Source organism: Vibrio sp. S17_S38 (assembly GCF_014694375.1).
Taxonomy (GTDB): domain Bacteria; phylum Pseudomonadota; class Gammaproteobacteria; order Enterobacterales; family Vibrionaceae; genus Vibrio.
The window spans coordinates 121,440-139,216 of the sequence record NZ_JAAUWW010000010.1; the positions used below are offsets into that span (position 1 = coordinate 121,440).

The window sequence follows — 17,777 nt, forward strand, 5'->3', positions numbered from 1 at the left end:
TTATGTGGCATCAAATATGTGAGCTAAATCAATTGAGCAGAAATAGTGGTGCAGGCGCATTTGTAGGTGGTAAACAAGTCGCTGTATTCTACTTACCATCGCAAACACCGGAAGTGATGGCGATCGATAATTGGGATCCGATCGGACAAGCTTTTGTGATGAGTCGTGGCATTGTCGGTGATGTGGGAGGGTTGCCATGTGTTGCATCACCTTTGTATAAACAGCACTATAATTTGCAAACCGGTCAATGTTTTGAATCTCCTGAGGTTAAAATCAAAACATGGGCAGTTAAAGTTGAGCAAGGAAAAGTGTGGATTGACGCTTGATTTTTGACCGTAATGTTTAAAAATAGCGCTGAAAAGGCGCTATTTTTTTGTGTTACACCTTCTCACTTGCTGCCTAACGACATTTCAATTAATTTAACCCTCCGTATTGAGATAGACATTTTTTAGAGAGTGGACCGTGGTCATCAATAAACCAACCTATAAAACCGTCCTTGCCATTTGGGCGTTATTACTCGCACTTCCCGGATTTTTATTATTAACTTAGCAGCAGATATTCCCGTGGTTGGATCTCACCAGTTCGATCTCTCGTATTCTTTTCTACCTGACAACAACGGGGACTGCGCCTTATGCAGTAATAACGGTGTTCGTATTTCTTGCTATCAGTTTTTTTTGCGTATCTAGACCGTATTGGGGAAGAATGGTCATTGCAGTCATGTTAAGTCTTTTTATGAGCTTGCAGTTAAATCATGCGCTGAAATCTTATTTTCAAGAGCCTCGTCCAAATTTGACATGGCTAGCTTCTCAGGCTGATACAGTTATCGACTTAAATACGTTTTATACTGAAAGCAGTGAGCAACGCAGCGATCTTATTCATACTGCGTTGAATCAATATCAAGATCCAATGAATCAAAACTTTTTACTGACTAAACCGCCATTGAAAGTATCGTCAATTATCCAGCATCATTGGCAGCATGAAGTCGGTTATGCATTCCCGTCAGGGCACACTATTTTTGCAACGACTTTAGTGCTAACAGCAAGTTATTATTTATTGTTAAGTGGAGCAAGTGTACTTAACATTGTATTGATTATGTGGGGAATAGCGATGGGGTTAAGCCGTATGTTACTCGGTATGCATTGGTCGCAAGATGTTTTCGCATCCACTTGTTTGGCGATGATCCTGAGTACGATCAGTATCTATTTAGTTGAAAAATATGGTCAAAATTTAAAAATCAAAAGGTCGAGATAACTTCTCAGCGATCGAGAAGTTGTCTATTTTAGTTAGAAGACTAGTCTAAACGAAAGAGTTCTCGTACCTGCTTAAACAAAGGATGTGAACTGTCTCGTTGATGTTGAATTACATCGATATTGGCAAGCCAACCTAGCTCCTCAAATTCGGTTGAGACTCGCACTAAAGTTCCTTCATTTACTGATTGCTGGGCAATATGTTCCGGTAATAAACACCAACCATAACCTTCGATTGCTAATTCTAATAGTAAGTAATAGTTATTTGCATGCCAAATGTCTGGGCTAAAGGCTTGCTGAAAACTACTAGTCTGCGTATTTCGAGAACGAATTAACAGTTGCCGATGGAGGCGTAAATGATCCATGTTTGGAACGGTTACTTTAGCTAAACTATGGCTTGCTGCCACATACATATCAAATTTTACCGCTCCAACACACTCAAAATCAATGCTGTTAGGGAGCTGTAACTCGCTAAAAACCAAACCTGTGGATACGCGTCCAGACTCTAACATTTCGATAATATCGATGCTGGATGCACCAAAAATTTCTAATTGGATACTAGGATAGGCCGTTTTCAGTTTGGCAATAACATTAGAAACTTTTTGCATTGGGATCCCTTCATCAATACCAATACACAGTTGGGAGGGTTGATCGTTACCCAATAATTCGACAGTATTTTTAAGCCTTTGATGCTGAAGAAGAGTTGCTTTGGCATAAGGTATTAATTTTTCACCTTGTGGGGTGAGAGTAGGATAACGACCTGAACGAATAAACAGATCTACTCCGCAATCGATCTCTAAATTCATAATGTGTTGACTGATAACCGATTGGGCTTTTTTAAGTTGCCGAGCTGCGCTAGAAAAAGACCCAGTTTCGACGGTTGTGACAAAGGCTTCTAATTGTTCAATTCCAAACATATCGCTTTAACCGATGGTATCCAATTATTAACTATCTTTATTCTAGATGATAATCCAGCTCTAGTCAGGTAAACGTTATCTAATTATAGAAATATACCTAAAGTAAGAGTTATCGATTCAGTTGGAGTTAAACATGACCACAAAAGAAAGAATGTTTCATGTGGCGATATTTGAGATTTTAGCGTTAAGTATTGTCGTTCCTGCTTCTACTTGGTTAAGTGGAAAAAGCATTGAACAAATGGCAGGATTAAGTGCAGGTATTGCGGTACTCGCTGTGATATGGAATTATATTTATAACGTTGGTTTTGATAAGGTTTTTGGTGATAATCGCCAGCAGCGTAAATGGAAACTACGCTTGGTTCATACCTTTGGTTTTGAAGGCGGATTAATTGTTGCCACCGTTCCTATTGTGGCTTGGGTATTAGATGTAACTTTATTGCATGCCTTGATTGTGGATGCTGGTTTCCTATTATTTTTCTTGGTTTATACCTTTGTATTTAATTGGCTTTATGATAATTATCAGCCATACCAACGCTGTTTTTCTCGTCAAACATCTTAGTAATCAAAAGAGTAAAGCTCATTATCTTTGTCTGAATCAGAAACGAGATAATGAGCTTTCCTTTTGAACCATCAAACTCTACAGGTTATGCTCCGTATTAGAGCTGTTGTGTACTAGATCTCCTGAGAACTTGATTCCTGAGTTCTAGAGTTGAGGCATATCGTTGTCATCACTTTTATTTTTTTTCTTCACTTCTCTTTCCGCTTTTTTTAGTAAGTCTAGCAATGGCTTGGTGTCATAATCGCGGCGTTTTTTACTGTAAAATGCCGCCATCACTTCACTTAACTCTGCTTTAATCGCTTGGGTTAATTCACTGGAAAGGTCAGGGTGCTTGGTGAGCCATTGTGATATTTCACCGTGGATCTTCGCTCCATCTTGATTTTTTAATACAGAAACTAAATCATTATTATCAGCTTTCATTGGAGGCTGAGTTATTTCTGTATCTGGTTTTTGCTTATGCTTTCGAATCAATAAAATTAGTGTCAACAACCAAAGTACGGCAAATAAAGCCGTTAAATAAGGCCAATAGCCAGCAGTCGCCATCGTTGGTGTGGAGAGTGTGTCAGTAGGCGGTGTGGTTTTATCGTCCATTGTAATGGCTGAATTTGTTGATGTTGGCGTTATCACAGGAGTTTGCACTGGCGCATTTTCATCTACCGTGGTGGCGAGTGTTAATCCTTTGGTAGTGGCAGTTTCTTCTTTATTTGTTTTAGAGTTCCACCAAGGTACGTTGACTGCTGGTAAATTAATGCTGCCCGGTTTTTTTGGCATCAGCACTTGTTTGAGTGTCATTACCGTATTGCCTTGCTTGTCTTGCCCAAATTTAGGTTTTTCGGCATAAACACGTACCGATGTTGGATAATCAATTTTAAGTTCAGGAAGGTTTTCTGCGCTGACATCTTTCACCACTAACGCCAAGATACGCGTGATAGGTTGGCCAACTTTAGCGTCAATTTCTCCAGAAGATACATCCATTATATCGCCATCACTATTCTGCCAACCTTGCTGTAATTTAAGCGATTGAGTTGGTAACCATACACCAGAAAATGACGCAGGCTTTTCTAATACGGTAAGTTCGATATCACCAGAGTAGACATTAACTGGAACAATACGGCGTGCGCCAGTTGCTCGGCTGACATCAATTAGAGTGGCGGTTAAACGTGGAGGATGGAGAGTATATTTACCATCTTCAGTCGCGGTTACTTGGTAGTTTTGATCAACAACAGTGGCTTCAATGCCATTAACTAGTTTCTGATATTGTTTAGGCTCACCAATTGGAGTAATGCTTAGGCCATCGCCAGTTGGAGGGACAATTTTAGTATTTTGTAAACCTCGAGGATCGGCTTTAACTACGAGGCGAGTGCGTAAGGTTGCCATTTCTTTCGGGTACAGTGTGTGCTTTGAAATACTATCTTGAAACTCAATTAAATCATCTTGGTTGGGCGTACTTGGATCTTTACTCACGTGCAAACTAATTGGCTGAGTTTTAGCGCCATTAACGGTAAAGCTTGGGATCACTACATTGCCAGTTTTATTGGTTGCTAGTGATACATTCCATTCCGTGCGAATAGTGGTATCGCCATTAATACTGTAACGAGAGGTGCCATATTGCACTTGGCCTGTGGTGAAATCTTTATTTAAGACGCTGGCATCAAAATCATCACGGCTTGCTGTTCCCATGTAAACGACTTTAAAGTTAAAAACTTCATTGGTGCTGAGTGTCGTTTGATTGACGGAAGCAAAAGCGGGTATATCTTTAGCAATACTAGTTTGACTAAATACGATTGAGCTGATCAAAACAAGAAGTACGGTAAGCCATTGTGAGTATTTAGTTTCTTTCATTTTATGTTCCATTATTTGCATTACCTTTTCTTTTACTACCATGTTTGACCAGTGGATTGAGGCGCTGGGTTTTGTTGAGCTTCTAATGCCATTTGTGCCTGTAATAAACGACGTACGTCATCTGGGATCTGTTCCAATTTTTTCAGCTGAGGATCAACTGCCACCGTACTGCTAGGTTTTTCACCTTGCTTAGGTGTGGTTTGAGTTAAAGCTTGTGGTTTATTTTTATCTGTTTGTGCTTGTTGTTGGGTTTGATTCGGCTGCTGTTGTTTGTCTTTTTCTTGATTCTTTTTCTGTTCAGATTTTGAATCTTGGCTTTGTTTGGATTGATCAGGCTTACTCTCTTTTTGCTGTGATGATTTATTATTTTGTGCTGACGAATTATTTGACTCGGATTTCTTTTGTTCCGAGTTACTTTGATCTGAGTTGCTTTGTGATTGGTCTTGCTTATTTTGCTCTGATTTTGATTGGTCTTTCTTTGATTGATCAGAGCTAGATTGATCTTGTTGTTTTTTCTCTTGTTTTGAATCCTGTTGGTTGTTCTGGTTTTTGTCTTGATCCTTTCGCTTATCTTTATCTTTCTGATTTTGTTGTTTCTGTTGTTCAAGAGCTTTATTGACGATATCTAAATTCTTCTTCGCATCTTGATTATTCGGGTTTTGTTTCAAAATATCTTCATAAACTCGTTTTGCTGCCTCTAGTTGGCCTGATTGAGCGAAAGAACTGGCGAGATTATAACGTGAGTTTTCATCATTTAAGCCTTGCAGAGCTTCAATCGCCGCTTGGTAGTTTCCTGCTTGATATTGCGCAGCTCCTTGCCATGCTTTGTTTTCAAATTTACTGGCGGCTTGGGAGTAGGCTTTATTTTGGTAAGCATTAAATCCTTGTTGATCGGCCGTTTTAAATACTGAGTCAATAATACTTGATTTAGTTGAGGGTAATGGCGCGATAGTGGTTGAAGCCAATGCTGGGCGAGGAGTTAATAGTGGTAATGTAAGCAATAATGCGATACTGAAAATACCACCACGGCGAAAGCCGCTTAATGCCAGTAATAATAAAATTGGCAGTAACCAAAAGCCATTATTTATGTGTACTTCCAATTCGGGTGATCCTTGATTATCTTTGGATGATTTAAGCTGAACATGCTGTAGGGTTTGAACTAGAGCTTGAATATCACCATCATCGGTGCGAAGTGGGGTATAGATTCCATTGCCTATTGTTGCTAAGGCTTGCAGGGCTTTGATGTTAGTTTTTGCCACCACAGTTGTACCGTTATTGGTGAGCATGTCGCCACTTGGTAATTTAATTGGCGCACCTTGTCGCGTGCCCACTGACATGACAGATAAACGCCAATCAGTTCCTTTTAATAGCTGTTCAATATTTTTAGATTCTTCCGAGCTCATATCATCGGATATCAAGATAATATCACCCTGTAAATGACCCGCTTGAGTTAGCATATTAATGGCTTTTTTCACGCCAGCCGCTGCATTACTGCCGTGGGTGGGCATTATTGCAGGCGATAGGTTGGGGATTAAGTTAGCTAGTGTTTTACTATCCGACGTTAGTGGACTCACCATATAACCATCAGCAGAATAGGCAACTAAACCGGTTGTACCTTCATTTAAAGCAGGAAGTAAATCCAATACTTTATAACGTGCTTGAGTGAGTCGATTAGGCGTAATGTCTGTAGCATACATCGAAAGGGTCATATCCATTACGATCACACGTGCATTATTCACGCCGAAACCTGGTACGCTTTGTTTTTGAAAACTTGGTCCGGCTAATGCCAATACCGAAATAAGCCAACCAATGAGAACCATACTTGCTAAAGATCGATGTGATTTCTTTTCATCTAACCCTAATTGCTGGCTCAGATGATTAGCAATCAAACTGCTTGTTTTAGGTTTGACAAACAACCAAATTGTTAGTAATAAAGCTGGGATGGCAGCGAAGAGCCAATTGGGATGTAAGAACTGAAAATCAGCCATGTCGTCTCCTTAACATCGCCAGAACAAAAGATAAAATCAAGGCAAGTGCTAGTGGGTAAGTAAACCATTCACTTTGTGGTCGCCAAGTTTGTGTTGCATTCGTCACCGGTTGCAACTTATTGATAGTCTGATAAATTTTATCGAGTTGATCTTTGTCACGGGCGCGGAAATATTGTCCACCGGTCATATTGGCAATTTCAGTTAATGTTTTTTCATCAAGATCTTGAGAAGTATTCACAGTTTGAGTACCAAAGAATCCTTTTACTTTTACCTCTCCAGCACCAATGCCAACTGTATAGATAATCGCGTTATTTTCTTTGGCAATTTTTGCCGCGTCTAATGGCTCAATCACACCGGCAGTATTGCCCCCATCACTAAGCAGAACCATGACTCTTTGTTTCGCTTCACTTTTAATGAAAGTTTTAGTGGCAATGCCTATCCCTTCACCAATGGCAGTTTGTGTGCCAATCATATTGAGTTGAGCGCGATTAAGCTGTTGCTGAACGGTTTTTCTATCTAAGGTGAGAGGGGTTTGTAAATACGCATGATCGGCAAATAGCACTAAACCTAATCGATCACCTTTACGTTCAGTAATGAAGTGATTGAGCACTTGTTTCACAGCCGATAAACGATTGATATAACCATCCGGTGTATTCATATCTTCTTGCGCCATTGAGCCAGATAAATCAACCACCAGCATCATATCTCGATGTTTAGGTTGAAATTCAATTGGCTCTCCATACCAAACAGGACGAGCGGCAGCGATGACTAAGGATATCCAGATTAAAACCGATAATATTTTTAAGATCAGGTTTTGTGTTTTTGGTACAGCGCCTTGCTCTGGCAGGGTTGGCAGAGTTATTGTGGTTCTTGATTGATGAGCCGGAGCAAAAAAATAAATGATTAATGGTAATGGCAGAGCAAATAATATCCACCACCAATGAAACTCAAACATCGTTCTTTGGTTCCTTACGTTTTAAAGTTGCCGATTCGATCGATTCAAAATCAGCATCTTGAGCATCTTTATTGGTCGAGTTTGGATTTGATTTTGCAGTAGAGTTTGAAGATGTCACCACGCGAGCTTTTGATGCGGTGCTATCGAAATTTTCGTTTGCAACTGGCTTGAACGCTAAATTAGCGTCTTTTAGCTGTTTTTTACTTGGTGGTAAAGTTTGTTCTATCCATTGCTCTACTTGTTGGATAAGCCCTGTTGCCAAAGCCTCACTTACGGGGTGCTTTTGATACAGAGCTTGTTGCCATTCAGATTGATTAGCGGTAAATGATGATGAATTTTTCAGTGCAGACTGCATATCTAAAAATTCATACCATGCACTGCCATGTAAACTGGCGAGCATTCCACGTGGATAGTAAGCAAGGCACGCTTGGCGCAATAAATCATTAGCTAAGGCGACTTTTTTATTGGGATTAGCTTCACGTCGACACATATTTGTTAATAATCTCAAAGCGGCTTTTTTTGCTCGTCTGTTCTTCTTATGCTTATACCATGAGAGAAGTGCAATCATGATAAATAAGATCACGGCAGCGAGAACTGCCCACCAGCCCCAAGCTACCGGCCACGCTCCTGGCGGTTCAGGTAGGTGTAATGATGCTAATGGCAGTGGCGTCGAATTGGCCGAGGAGGCTGATGCTATTGTCGGTTGTGCGTTAGAGGTCGCAAGGGCAGAGACATTGTTCACGAGAGAGATCCTTGCGAGAGAGTTGATTGATTAGTCGTCGAGGTTAATTGAGATAATAAGCTATCTGCACAAGATAATGATTGAATAGGAATTGCCATATTTTTACACATACTCTCAATAAAGTTTCGATGTTCGGTATAACGGTTTTCAAGCTGTTGACGTGTGCGTTTGAGCCCGAAATTTAACCATTGTGTTTGTTGACCGTCGGTAACGTGTTCACTGCCTCTAAATAAGGTAGTCCCCATTTCTAGAGGATCATAAATATGCACAAATCGTAATCGATTGTGCTGAGTGAGCCGGTTTAATAACGGCTTGTCATTTTCGGTTAAACGTTGAAAATCACTAATAAATATAATATCACTGCCTTTCGGGCACATGCGATGCATTGTTTGTAAAACGTGCTTGAAAGACGGTATTTCGTGATTATTTTGCTCTGAGGTGGATTTAGTTGAGTGTATTTTATTCGATCTGGTCAATGAGTCGGCTTCAATGAGTTGATTATTTAACTCAACGAGTTGATGGCTGATTTGTAAAGCACCTTGTTGACGGGCCGTTGGCTTTAATTCAATTAAGCGATCACCAGTGTCAATTAAGGCCCCAATACGATCTTTATGTTCGATGGTAAGCCAACTTAATAAACTCGCCAGATGAGCACATTGAACTGATTTAAATAATAATTGTGAACCAAAACGCATCGTACGGCTTAAATCAAGATAAAGCATGACGGGCTGTTCGCGCTCTTCAGTAAATAATTTGGTATGCGCTTTTCCTGTTCGAGCTGTCACGCGCCAGTCAATAGAGCGAATATCATCGCCAGCCTGATATTGGCGGACTTCTGAAAAGTTCATACCTCGGCCTTTATGCTGGCTCACATGACCGCCGTTTAATTGCGACCAAATACTTTTTGCAGGTGGCTGCCAATATACTGTGTGACTTTTATAATACAGTAACTCTTTTAAGCATAATTTAGCGCCAGCAGCAAAAGGAGGTAACTTTTGCTCACTCATGCACTGCCAACCTGTGCTAATAATTCTGCGATCACTCGGTTAGGTGTAATGCCTTCTGCTTGTGCCTGATAACTTAGCAATAAGCGATGGCGAAGTACTGGAAACGCCATTGCTTGAATATCTTCAGGGCTGACAAAATCACGACCGGATAGCCAAGCATGGGCACGAGCACAGCGATCTAAAGCAATGGTAGCGCGTGGACTTACACCCATTTGTAACCATTCTTTTAAAAGAGGGTTGTATTGTTCTGGGTGACGAGTTGCCATTACTAAGCGAATAATATATTGCTCAACATTGTCAGCCATGTGAATCGATAGGGCTGCTTGGCGAGCATCAAAAATAGTTTGCTGTGATAACGTAACAGGCTGGATAGCAACATGTCCCTGAGCTTCACCTCGATTCAGACGTAAGATATCTAATTCACTATTAGCATCAGGATAATTGACTTCAAGATGTAACAAGAAGCGGTCAAGTTGCGCTTCTGGCAGTGGGTATGTGCCTTCTTGTTCTATCGGGTTTTGGGTTGCCATCACCAAAAATAACTCTGGTAATTTGTAAGATTCACGCCCAACGGTAATTTGTTTTTCTGCCATCGCTTCAAGCATCGCCGCTTGGACTTTAGCTGGTGCACGGTTGATTTCATCGGCTAAGATCAATGAATTGAAAATTGGACCAGGCTGAAAAATAAATTCACCGGTTTCAGGGCGAAAAATATCGGTGCCAGTTAAATCCGAAGGAAGAAGGTCAGGGGTAAATTGAACGCGATGAAAATCGCCATCAATACAATCTGCAAGTACTTTGACTGCTCGCGTTTTCGCAAGACCAGGAGGACCTTCTACCAGTATGTGTCCATCAGCGAGTAAAGCGACTAATAATTGTTTAATTAATTCACTCTGTCCAATGACTTGAGTATTTAGATATTGCTGGAGTTGGGCAAAAGTGTCTGAATGCATGTTCAAAATATCTCCGTGAATGCATGAACCATCAATTTGATGAAGTTATACCGCTCAATCGATTTGGGTACATAGGGTAATTGTTACAATTTGTAAGCATTGCATTTCTGACCACTAATAACATAAAAAGTTCGTCTAGAAATGATTTTTTTGTTTAACTGTTTAATAGATAAACGGTTTGTTCTGGGTTCATCGTTTTCTTACAGATTTTAAATTAAGCAAACTGGTGATGTGTGCCTAAAGTCGTTAGAATCAAGCTAACTTTAATTTTGGGAAATATGATTATGAGCAGTGATTTTGAAAAAGAGTTGGAAGAAATGACCGCAGATTTAGCCGACTCTCCAGAAACGCCATTTCCAACTATGGAAGAACAAAAAGCGTTAGTGGCTAAATTTAAGCAACTAGAGGCTGAAGGGAAATTAACTCCAGAAATATTAGCGGAGCATTTCTCTCAATTTGATGATAAGAAAGGTCAACCAATCCATTAAGGCTGGGGCTTATTAAGTTACGGCTTGTTAGGCTATGAGAGTGTTCTAGTGATCAGCGCCGATCCGATCTATTACTAAAGATTGAATCGGCGTTTTTGTTGAGGTAAAGGAAAATACGAAGTTATGCTGGAAAAAGAAAACCTGATTAAACTGGCTAGAATGCCGATGCCATTTGGTAAATATGCAGGACGTATGTTGATTGACTTACCAGAAGGATATCTATTGTGGTTTCAAAATAAAGCCGAATTTCCGAAAGGTGAACTGGGTGATTTATTAAAATTATGTCTAGCGTTAAAAGTTGAAGGGCTTGATAGCTTAGTTAAACCACTTAAGCGATAACGTGGGCGTTGATTGAAAAACATGTTCAAATCAGTGAGGTTGGATTTGTCACAAAAAGGAAGTTTTATTAGCTGCATAAAAAGCATAAAAGCCAACAGTCAAATATTCAAACGTTGGCTCATAGGTGTGCACACATCAATACGCAGATTATTTTTCTGTCTTTTCTACTTCTGATTGTGGCTCTACGGCTGTTTCATTTTGCTCTGCTACCGTAGTATCTTGAGCCGCCTCTGCTGCCAATTTTTCTCGTTCAGCCTTTGATATATATTTGGGCTTATTGGATGGGTGCAACTTTGAATTCATCTTTTTAATACGTTTTTTCAAGATTGAATTTATTTTTTTCTTACGATTCATGCTTCTTTCTCCAGTAAATCTGTACCGTCGAATTCAGCCGATGGTATTGATGGGCGCGCATAATATCAATAATAATGAAAGGCAGCTAATGAAATATAAGCATAATGCTTAACTGTATTCGGTTGGCTTATGTACAGTAAGTGCAGAATAAATCAGAAAATTTGAGCATATGGCTTTATTTATGTGACTTGTATCTATATATTCAGCGCGAAATAGAATGAATAATTGTTTGTGATGAATCAATCACAGCTATCAACTACATCAATTTAACGGTAACTCCATGACTTGTGAAATTTATAAAGACTTCATTTTTGAAGCAGCGCATCACTTACCAAATGTACCAGAAGGGCATAAATGTGGTCGTTTACATGGACATTCATTTTTTGTCCGCTTGTATGTAAAAGGTGAGGTTGATGCAACGACAGGTTGGGTTATTGATTTTGGTGACATTAAACAAATTTTCGCTCCAATTTATGATCGTCTTGACCACTATTATTTAAATGATATTCCGGGGCTTGAAAACCCAACCAGTGAAGTATTGGCAAAGTGGATTTGGCTACAAGTTAAACCATCTTTACCTCAGTTGAGTAAAGTTGAAATTAAAGAAACCTGTACAGCTGGTTGTATCTACATCGGCGAATAAGTGTGTTTAGAGAGCAAGATAGAAAATAAATTGGTGAATGATTTTGTATAAAGTGAATGAGATATTTCAGACTATTCAAGGCGAAGGCTACTTTACCGGGGTGCCTTCGGTATTTGTCCGTTTGCAAGTTTGCCCTGTTGGTTGTGCTTGGTGTGATACCAAACAAACATGGGAGGCTGCGCCTCAAGATGAAGTCAGCTTTGGTGAGATCATTACAAAACAGGGAGATAGCTCTTTGTGGTGTATAGCCTCTGAATACGACATTATCAAGCAATATCAATCTCTTGGATTTACAGCTAAACATATTGTTATCACTGGTGGGGAGCCATGCTTGTATGATTTAAAGCCTTTGACTGAGGCTTTTGAGCAACTTGGCTGTCAATGCCAGATTGAAACCAGTGGTACTTTTGAGATCCAATGTTCCGACAAAACATGGGTTACAGTGTCACCAAAAATTGCTATGAAGGGTAAATTACCTGTATTAATCAGTGCTATGCAACGAGCTAATGAAGTGAAGCACCCAGTTGGCACTCTAAAAGATATCGAGCAACTAGATGCATTATTGCATGAAACCAATTGTCAAAATAAAGCGGGAATTGCTCTTCAACCTATTAGCCAGAAACCACGGGCGACGGAGCTTTGTATGCAAGTGTGTATTGAGCGTAACTGGCGCTTATCAATTCAAACTCATAAATATTTGAATATAGCGTAACCGTTTTTATCTGCGTTATATTGGATGTCGTATTGCATAAAAAATAAAGCCTCAGATGATTTCTCACCTGAGGCTTTGTTGTTTGAATTGAGGGTAGATCAGCCGCCTGCGACCATACGAGGTTTGCTTTTTAAGCTAGTCGCAAACATGTATAAAGCGGTAGCAAGTAATGTGACGAATAGGTATCCCATCAAACCTTCTGGATTGTGCATAAAGCTATGTGCAACCATTGGTCCACTTACCGATCCTACGCTATAACTTAGCAGCATAACTTGAGTGACCGAGACAATATAAGATTCATTCATTCCAATACAGCCTAGAGTAATGGCGATTGGATAGAGTGAAAAAGTCGCCATGCCCAATAATACTAAACTAATGGCGAGAACCATTTTATTATCGGTCAGTGTCGTTAAACCAAGAGCAAATACACCCAATACACAAAAAAGTCCCATCAGAAGATTGTGACTAACTTTATTACTCGCCCATGAAACAATAGGCTGTACCGCCATTCCGCCTAAAACTAGCAAGGCCATTAGTATCCCGATTTGTTCAATTGTCACATGACGGGCTTGTAACTCTAATGGCATTAATCCATAGATAGAACCTAGTAATAAACCCGATACGATACAGCCAATAATGGCGGCTTTATTGAGTTTAGTGATGTGTTTAAAACTCAGGCTCATATGCTGTTGCGTACTTGGTGAGTTGCTTTGTCCAAAGACCAATATTGTGGTCGATAATAAAACTAATACCAAAATAATGATAAATGGAATAATACCTTGGGATCCAAATGCGCCAATACCAAGCTGACCTAATGTAGTGCCACCATAAAGAGCGCCCATATATAATCCAAGTCGTTTGGTTCTGCTTTTTTCATCGCCGATTAATAACCAAGATTCAACAACAACGAATACACCTGCAACTGCCATGCCTGCAATAAAACGAGCAAATAGCCAAACTTCTTGAGTGGCAAATAACGGCATAACGGCAATGGTTAATGCAAATAACAGCAAAAACACAATGAATGATGATTTGTGACCAATTTTTGCCACAATCGGTTCTATAAACATGGCACCTAAAAGCAATCCAGCATAGAAGGCACTGGCAAGCCAGCTTGCAGCATCCGTACTTAAACCATATTGATCTAACATCAAAGGAATTAAACTCATTAAGTAACCAGAGGCAACCGCATAGAGCGACAGTGCCATTACTGGAACGGTTAAAGAGGATTTTGATGAGGTTAAAAGTTGGCTGTTCACCGCAACTCCAAAATGGATAAAATATAAAACAGCCAGCCTCTTAAAATAAAGGGATGACCATTTGGTATAAGGCTATTTTCGGGCGAATATGAGTCTTATTGATAAATATGTAAAATGAGATTTTTTTTATATCTCGATAAATAAATTTGATTAAACCTATATGGGACTGTTGGCGTATCCGTTTGTGGACAAATGTCGTATAATTTCAGTCTATTCCACGATAAATATAATAAATAATAAGGTGTTTTTATGGCTAATGTTTACGCTGAAATTACAGGTTGGGGAAAGTGCCTTCCACCTGCAACTTTATCTAATGATGATCTGAGTACTTTTCTTGAAACTTCAGATGAGTGGATTCGCTCTCGGACGGGTATTGAAAGCCGTAGAATTAGTCATGTTGAAACATCAGATTTAGCGACGGTCGCGGCAAAAAACGCAATGCAAGCAGCTGGTATCACGGCAAGCGATGTTGATTGTATTATTGTTGCAACGTGTTCACCCGATACCTTAATCCCCAATATTGCATCAAAAGTGCAACGTAACTTGGGCATCCCGGTTGCTGCAGCATTTGACTTGAATGCTGCATGTACTGGGTTTCTTTACGGATTAGAAACGGGAACTAGATTGATTCAAGCTGGTAATTACCGCAATGCCATTATTATTGGTGCGGAACATTTGAGTTTTTATCTTAATTGGACTCAGCGGGATACTGCCGTTTTATTTGGTGATGGAGCAGGAGCTGTTGTTTTATCTCGTTGTGAGCAAGAAACACCAGTTGGTTTACAAGAAGCTGCGTTAGGGTGTGATGCTGAAGGACGTGATATTTTAGCTATTCCTAACTTTGGTACGCGTATGGATCGCTTTGATCCTCAAAATGGTCATTGGAATTTTGAATTTATTGGGAGAGATATTTTCAAGCGAGCAGTGAAAGGGATGAGCGCAGCGACTCAATCCGTCATTGAACGATCGGGTTTAACAAAAGATGAAATAGACCGCGTTATACCACATCAAGCTAATATTCGGATTATTCAAACACTATGTGATTTTGCTGGCATCCCACAAGAAAAAGCATTCGTGAATATTCAAAAATACGGTAATACCTCCGCAGCTACCGTACCAATAGCATTATGTGAAGCGGTTGAACAAGGTTTTATTCAACCTAATCAAAATATCTTGGTAGCGGCTTTTGGTGCTGGCTTAACTTGGGGGGCGGGTATGATTAAGTGGGGAGATCGTATAACACCATTGGAAGAGCAAACGGCTCAATTACCTCCTTGTGATCAGACTGCACTAGAGTTGCTTGAAAAAGCGATCGAACATTGTCGTTCTCATACTAAAACAGAATAAAACCAATTTACCTGAGTTACTCGCAATCGATGAGCCTGCACACGTATCCTGTTAAAACGTGCAGTTTTTTTTATTGGTAAAGAAATACAGTTCGGGCCCTTAACTCACTAGAATCAACTATAGTTAATAAAGATTTTGTAGTTAATCAGTCTTGGTCATTAACAGGCTTGATATCAATGAGGAGTAAATCGTATGGAAATGCATAATCACACGCTAACGGCCTTATTCGAACAACTTGGTTTAGGGAGTTCAGAATCAGAAATAGAAATGTTCATTGAACAACACCGAGATGAATTAGCACATACTTCTAAACTTCACCACGCTGAATTCTGGAGTCATTCTCAAGCTGCATTTTTAAAAGAATCGAAATCAGAAGATGCAGATTGGGCGCCGGTTGTTGATCAACTTGACGCTTTACTTCGTGCACCTGAAAAATAAATACTTACACCATTATATGAATTTATTTTCAATTCAATATAGGATTTGTTATTGGTGACACTAGTACGTTAAAATTGATGGAATTTCTATAATATTGAGGTAGTTATGTTGGTACTAGTCACTGGTGGTATGGGATATATAGGGAGTCATACTTGTATACAAATGATCGGTGCAGGTATGACACCGATTATTTTTGATAACCTTTATAACAGTAAATCAAGTGTACTTGACCGTATTGAAGAAGTATCAGGTCAGCGTCCGATCTTTATTGAAGGTGATGTTCGTGACAAAAGTGCTTTGGATAAGGTTTTTAGCCAATATGATATTGAATCAGTTATTCACTTTGCGGGTTTAAAGGCGGTAGGTGAGTCGGTTTCGATGCCTTTAGAGTATTATGATAATAATGTTAATGGCTCTTATGTTTTAGTGTCAGCTATGCGAGATGCTGGTGTGAAGTCTTTAATTTTTAGCTCATCAGCCACTGTTTATGGCGACCCAGCTTCGACACCTATTTTAGAAAATTTCCCAACAAGTGCGACTAATCCCTATGGTCGTAGTAAGTTGATTGTTGAAGAATGTTTAACGGATTTCCAACAAGCGAATCCAGACTGGAGTATCACGTTGCTGCGGTATTTTAATCCTGTAGGCTCTCATCCATCAGGACGTCTAGGAGAGGATCCACAAGGTATTCCGAATAATTTAATGCCATTTGTTTCCCAAGTTGCGGTGGGGAGACGTGAATTTTTATCGGTATTTGGAAGTGATTATCCGACCATCGATGGAACCGGTGTACGTGATTATATTCATGTTATGGATCTTGCTGATGGGCACTTAGCAGCATTAAAACACGTTGGAAAAAAATCGAACTTACATATCTATAATCTAGGTACAGGAAAAGGGAATAGCGTATTAGAGATGGTCGTTGCATTTGAAAAAGCCTCGGGCAAATCAATACCATATAAACTGGTTGATCGTCGTCCGGGAGATATTGCAGAATGCTGGGCTGATCCAGCTAAAGCGAAGGTCGAGCTTAATTGGGTGGCAACTCGAACCTTAAATGATATGACGCAAGATACATGGCGTTGGCAGTCAAATAACCCCGAAGGATACCCAGAGACCTAGTTGTTTTGTATTGAGTGTTAAGACGTTTATTAATTGTACTATAGCCAAAAAGCCACTGAATATACTGTATATTCAGTGGACTAATGATTATTTTAGATACGACTAGAATTGATAATCTAAGCTTACACCCCAGTTACGCCCAGGTTGGCTGTAGAAATCACGATTTGTACTGGATGAGTGTTCATCCATGTTCATGTTTGAATATTCCCAGTATTTTTTATCTAAAGCGTTAAATAGGCCAGCTCTTAATGTTAAATCATTAATTGGACGATAATAACCAGTTAAGTCCACTAGTGTATAACCAGCCACATCAGCAACGCCATCAGTTGACCAATCATCTTTACTTGCCGTCATACTAACGCTAAGCAAACCGCCATAAGTATTATTTAAGCTATCATAGCCCAATCCAACAACGCCATTAAGTGGAGCCACTGAATCAATATGATCACCAGTATCTTTATTTTTCCCTTCTGCGTAAGCGATGGAAAATTTAGAATATAAACCTTCAGGTGCAGATAAAGCTTCATCTAAGTTAAGACGAGCTGAGAATTCCACCCCATAAATTTCTGCTTTAGATATATTTTGGTTCGTGTAAATTTCTTTGCCGGTACTTACTTCGGTTCCAATGTTGGCCTGATCAATAAAATCATCATAATCATTATAGAAACCCGTTAACTCAAAGCTACCAAGAGCATGTTGTCCACGGAAACCTAATTCATAGGCTAAGCTTTTTTCTGCATCTAAATCAGGGTTAGGTTCGTATGTAGTGGTCAACTAAAATTGGCCACAGTTTTAGAGTTTTTCCAATAAAGCTGTTCTGATTTATTGGGTGTTAACCCACCATTATATTGATGGGGTCTGAGCT

General features: G+C 39.7%; 20 protein-coding genes. 10 read left to right on the forward strand and 10 right to left on the reverse strand.

Annotated elements, in window-relative coordinates; translation table 11 throughout:
- Positions 1–2 precede the first annotated feature (2 nt).
- Positions 3–326 (forward strand): nitrite reductase small subunit NirD, encoded by a 324-nt coding sequence (nirD, locus tag HC725_RS09755; protein WP_190331629.1) that lies wholly within the window; start codon positions 3–5, stop codon positions 324–326.
- Positions 327–702: 376 nt separating this feature from the next.
- The gene (locus tag HC725_RS09760) at positions 703–1,251 is read left to right on the forward strand and encodes a phosphatase PAP2 family protein (protein ID WP_238928475.1); all 549 of its coding nucleotides are present in this window, start codon (positions 703–705) and stop codon (positions 1,249–1,251) included.
- Between the two features lie 40 nt (positions 1,252–1,291).
- On the opposite strand, the gene HC725_RS09765 is transcribed toward HC725_RS09760, so the two are convergent.
- A complete protein-coding gene (locus HC725_RS09765; protein WP_190331630.1) occupies positions 1,292–2,164 on the reverse strand; it encodes a LysR family transcriptional regulator in 873 nt (290 codons plus the stop codon).
- 133 nt (positions 2,165–2,297) lie between these two features.
- Here HC725_RS09765 and HC725_RS09770 point away from each other — a divergent pair, with 133 nt between their 5' ends.
- Positions 2,298–2,723: a PACE efflux transporter gene (locus HC725_RS09770; protein WP_190331631.1), complete on the forward strand. Its 426-nt coding sequence runs from the start codon at positions 2,298–2,300 to the stop codon at positions 2,721–2,723.
- 144 nt (positions 2,724–2,867) lie between these two features.
- Here HC725_RS09770 and HC725_RS09775 read toward each other — a convergent pair whose 3' ends face one another.
- From HC725_RS09775 to HC725_RS09800, 6 genes are read right to left on the reverse strand one after another with little or no spacing between them, the layout of a single operon-like run.
- Positions 2,868–4,565, reverse strand: coding sequence for a BatD family protein (locus HC725_RS09775; RefSeq protein ID WP_190331632.1), 1,698 nt, complete (start codon positions 4,563–4,565; stop codon positions 2,868–2,870).
- A 35-nt stretch (positions 4,566–4,600) separates the two neighbouring features.
- Positions 4,601–6,553 carry a vWA domain-containing protein gene (locus tag HC725_RS09780; RefSeq protein WP_190331633.1) on the reverse strand — a complete coding sequence of 651 codons (1,953 nt, stop codon included), beginning with the start codon at positions 6,551–6,553 and terminating at the stop codon, positions 4,601–4,603.
- Positions 6,546–7,508 (reverse strand): vWA domain-containing protein, encoded by a 963-nt coding sequence (locus HC725_RS09785; protein WP_190331634.1) that lies wholly within the window; start codon positions 7,506–7,508, stop codon positions 6,546–6,548. Before HC725_RS09785 ends, HC725_RS09780 begins: the two co-directional genes overlap by 8 nt.
- Complete coding sequence (locus tag HC725_RS09790; RefSeq protein ID WP_342365939.1) at positions 7,501–8,250, reverse strand: DUF4381 domain-containing protein; 750 nt, start codon at positions 8,248–8,250, stop codon at positions 7,501–7,503. The genes HC725_RS09785 and HC725_RS09790 overlap by 8 nt, the downstream gene beginning before the upstream one ends.
- Positions 8,247–9,257: a DUF58 domain-containing protein gene (locus HC725_RS09795; protein WP_190331635.1), complete on the reverse strand. Its 1,011-nt coding sequence runs from the start codon at positions 9,255–9,257 to the stop codon at positions 8,247–8,249. Before HC725_RS09795 ends, HC725_RS09790 begins: the two co-directional genes overlap by 4 nt.
- Positions 9,254–10,210: an AAA family ATPase gene (locus HC725_RS09800; protein ID WP_190331636.1), complete on the reverse strand. Its 957-nt coding sequence runs from the start codon at positions 10,208–10,210 to the stop codon at positions 9,254–9,256. The genes HC725_RS09795 and HC725_RS09800 overlap by 4 nt, the downstream gene beginning before the upstream one ends.
- Positions 10,211–10,494: 284 nt before the next feature.
- On the opposite strand from HC725_RS09800, the gene HC725_RS09805 reads away from it, so the two are divergent.
- Positions 10,495–10,698: a restriction endonuclease subunit S gene (locus tag HC725_RS09805; protein WP_190331637.1), complete on the forward strand. Its 204-nt coding sequence runs from the start codon at positions 10,495–10,497 to the stop codon at positions 10,696–10,698.
- A gap of 123 nt (positions 10,699–10,821) precedes the next feature.
- Entirely contained in the window at positions 10,822–11,037 is a 216-nt protein-coding gene (locus tag HC725_RS09810) for a DUF3820 family protein (protein WP_190331638.1), read from the forward strand.
- Positions 11,038–11,184: 147 nt separating this feature from the next.
- Here the strand turns inward: HC725_RS09810 and HC725_RS09815 are convergent, their stop codons facing one another.
- Positions 11,185–11,391: a DUF2986 domain-containing protein gene (locus HC725_RS09815; RefSeq protein WP_190331639.1), complete on the reverse strand. Its 207-nt coding sequence runs from the start codon at positions 11,389–11,391 to the stop codon at positions 11,185–11,187.
- 280 nt (positions 11,392–11,671) lie between these two features.
- On the opposite strand from HC725_RS09815, the gene queD reads away from it, so the two are divergent.
- Complete coding sequence (gene queD / locus HC725_RS09820; protein ID WP_190331640.1) at positions 11,672–12,034, forward strand: 6-carboxytetrahydropterin synthase QueD; 363 nt, start codon at positions 11,672–11,674, stop codon at positions 12,032–12,034.
- A gap of 37 nt (positions 12,035–12,071) precedes the next feature.
- Entirely contained in the window at positions 12,072–12,746 is a 675-nt protein-coding gene (gene queE, locus HC725_RS09825) for a 7-carboxy-7-deazaguanine synthase QueE (protein WP_190331641.1), read from the forward strand.
- A 98-nt stretch (positions 12,747–12,844) separates the two neighbouring features.
- On the opposite strand, the gene HC725_RS09830 is transcribed toward queE, so the two are convergent.
- On the reverse strand, positions 12,845–14,005 hold the full coding sequence (locus HC725_RS09830; RefSeq protein WP_342365940.1) for an MFS transporter: 1,161 nt from the start codon (positions 14,003–14,005) through the stop codon (positions 12,845–12,847).
- A gap of 249 nt (positions 14,006–14,254) precedes the next feature.
- On the opposite strand from HC725_RS09830, the gene HC725_RS09835 reads away from it, so the two are divergent.
- The 3 genes from HC725_RS09835 to galE all read left to right on the forward strand — a co-directional run bounded on the left by HC725_RS09835 (position 14,255) and on the right by galE (position 16,912).
- A complete protein-coding gene (locus tag HC725_RS09835) occupies positions 14,255–15,352 on the forward strand; it encodes a ketoacyl-ACP synthase III (RefSeq protein ID WP_190331642.1) in 1,098 nt (365 codons plus the stop codon).
- 192 nt (positions 15,353–15,544) lie between these two features.
- Positions 15,545–15,790: a DUF2789 domain-containing protein gene (locus HC725_RS09840; protein ID WP_190331643.1), complete on the forward strand. Its 246-nt coding sequence runs from the start codon at positions 15,545–15,547 to the stop codon at positions 15,788–15,790.
- Positions 15,791–15,895: 105 nt separating this feature from the next.
- Complete coding sequence (galE, locus tag HC725_RS09845; protein WP_190331644.1) at positions 15,896–16,912, forward strand: UDP-glucose 4-epimerase GalE; 1,017 nt, start codon at positions 15,896–15,898, stop codon at positions 16,910–16,912.
- A 102-nt stretch (positions 16,913–17,014) separates the two neighbouring features.
- Here the strand turns inward: galE and HC725_RS09850 are convergent, their stop codons facing one another.
- On the reverse strand, positions 17,015–17,686 hold the full coding sequence (locus tag HC725_RS09850) for a TonB-dependent receptor domain-containing protein (protein WP_190331645.1): 672 nt from the start codon (positions 17,684–17,686) through the stop codon (positions 17,015–17,017).
- Positions 17,687–17,777 lie beyond the last annotated feature (91 nt).

Excerpts from the sequence above, each read along its gene's own strand:
- HC725_RS09775 (WP_190331632.1), bottom strand. The coding sequence starts at position 4,565 with ATGAAAGAAACTAAATACTCACAATGGCTTACCGTACTTCTTGTTTTG.
- HC725_RS09815 (WP_190331639.1), bottom strand. The coding sequence starts at position 11,391 with ATGAATCGTAAGAAAAAAATAAATTCAATCTTGAAAAAACGTATTAAA.
- HC725_RS09805 (WP_190331637.1), top strand. The coding sequence starts at position 10,495 with ATGAGCAGTGATTTTGAAAAAGAGTTGGAAGAAATGACCGCAGATTTA.
- HC725_RS09760 (WP_238928475.1), top strand. The coding sequence starts at position 703 with ATGGTCATTGCAGTCATGTTAAGTCTTTTTATGAGCTTGCAGTTAAAT.
- queD (WP_190331640.1), top strand. The coding sequence starts at position 11,672 with ATGACTTGTGAAATTTATAAAGACTTCATTTTTGAAGCAGCGCATCAC.
- HC725_RS09800 (WP_190331636.1), bottom strand. The coding sequence starts at position 10,210 with ATGCATTCAGACACTTTTGCCCAACTCCAGCAATATCTAAATACTCAA.
- nirD (WP_190331629.1), top strand. The coding sequence starts at position 3 with ATGTGGCATCAAATATGTGAGCTAAATCAATTGAGCAGAAATAGTGGT.
- HC725_RS09780 (WP_190331633.1), bottom strand. The coding sequence starts at position 6,553 with ATGGCTGATTTTCAGTTCTTACATCCCAATTGGCTCTTCGCTGCCATC.
- HC725_RS09785 (WP_190331634.1), bottom strand. The coding sequence starts at position 7,508 with ATGTTTGAGTTTCATTGGTGGTGGATATTATTTGCTCTGCCATTACCA.
- HC725_RS09835 (WP_190331642.1), top strand. The coding sequence starts at position 14,255 with ATGGCTAATGTTTACGCTGAAATTACAGGTTGGGGAAAGTGCCTTCCA.
- galE (WP_190331644.1), top strand. The coding sequence starts at position 15,896 with ATGTTGGTACTAGTCACTGGTGGTATGGGATATATAGGGAGTCATACT.
- HC725_RS09810 (WP_190331638.1), top strand. The coding sequence starts at position 10,822 with ATGCTGGAAAAAGAAAACCTGATTAAACTGGCTAGAATGCCGATGCCA.
- HC725_RS09770 (WP_190331631.1), top strand. The coding sequence starts at position 2,298 with ATGACCACAAAAGAAAGAATGTTTCATGTGGCGATATTTGAGATTTTA.
- queE (WP_190331641.1), top strand. The coding sequence starts at position 12,072 with ATGATTTTGTATAAAGTGAATGAGATATTTCAGACTATTCAAGGCGAA.
- HC725_RS09795 (WP_190331635.1), bottom strand. The coding sequence starts at position 9,257 with ATGAGTGAGCAAAAGTTACCTCCTTTTGCTGCTGGCGCTAAATTATGC.
- HC725_RS09840 (WP_190331643.1), top strand. The coding sequence starts at position 15,545 with ATGGAAATGCATAATCACACGCTAACGGCCTTATTCGAACAACTTGGT.
- HC725_RS09765 (WP_190331630.1), bottom strand. The coding sequence starts at position 2,164 with ATGTTTGGAATTGAACAATTAGAAGCCTTTGTCACAACCGTCGAAACT.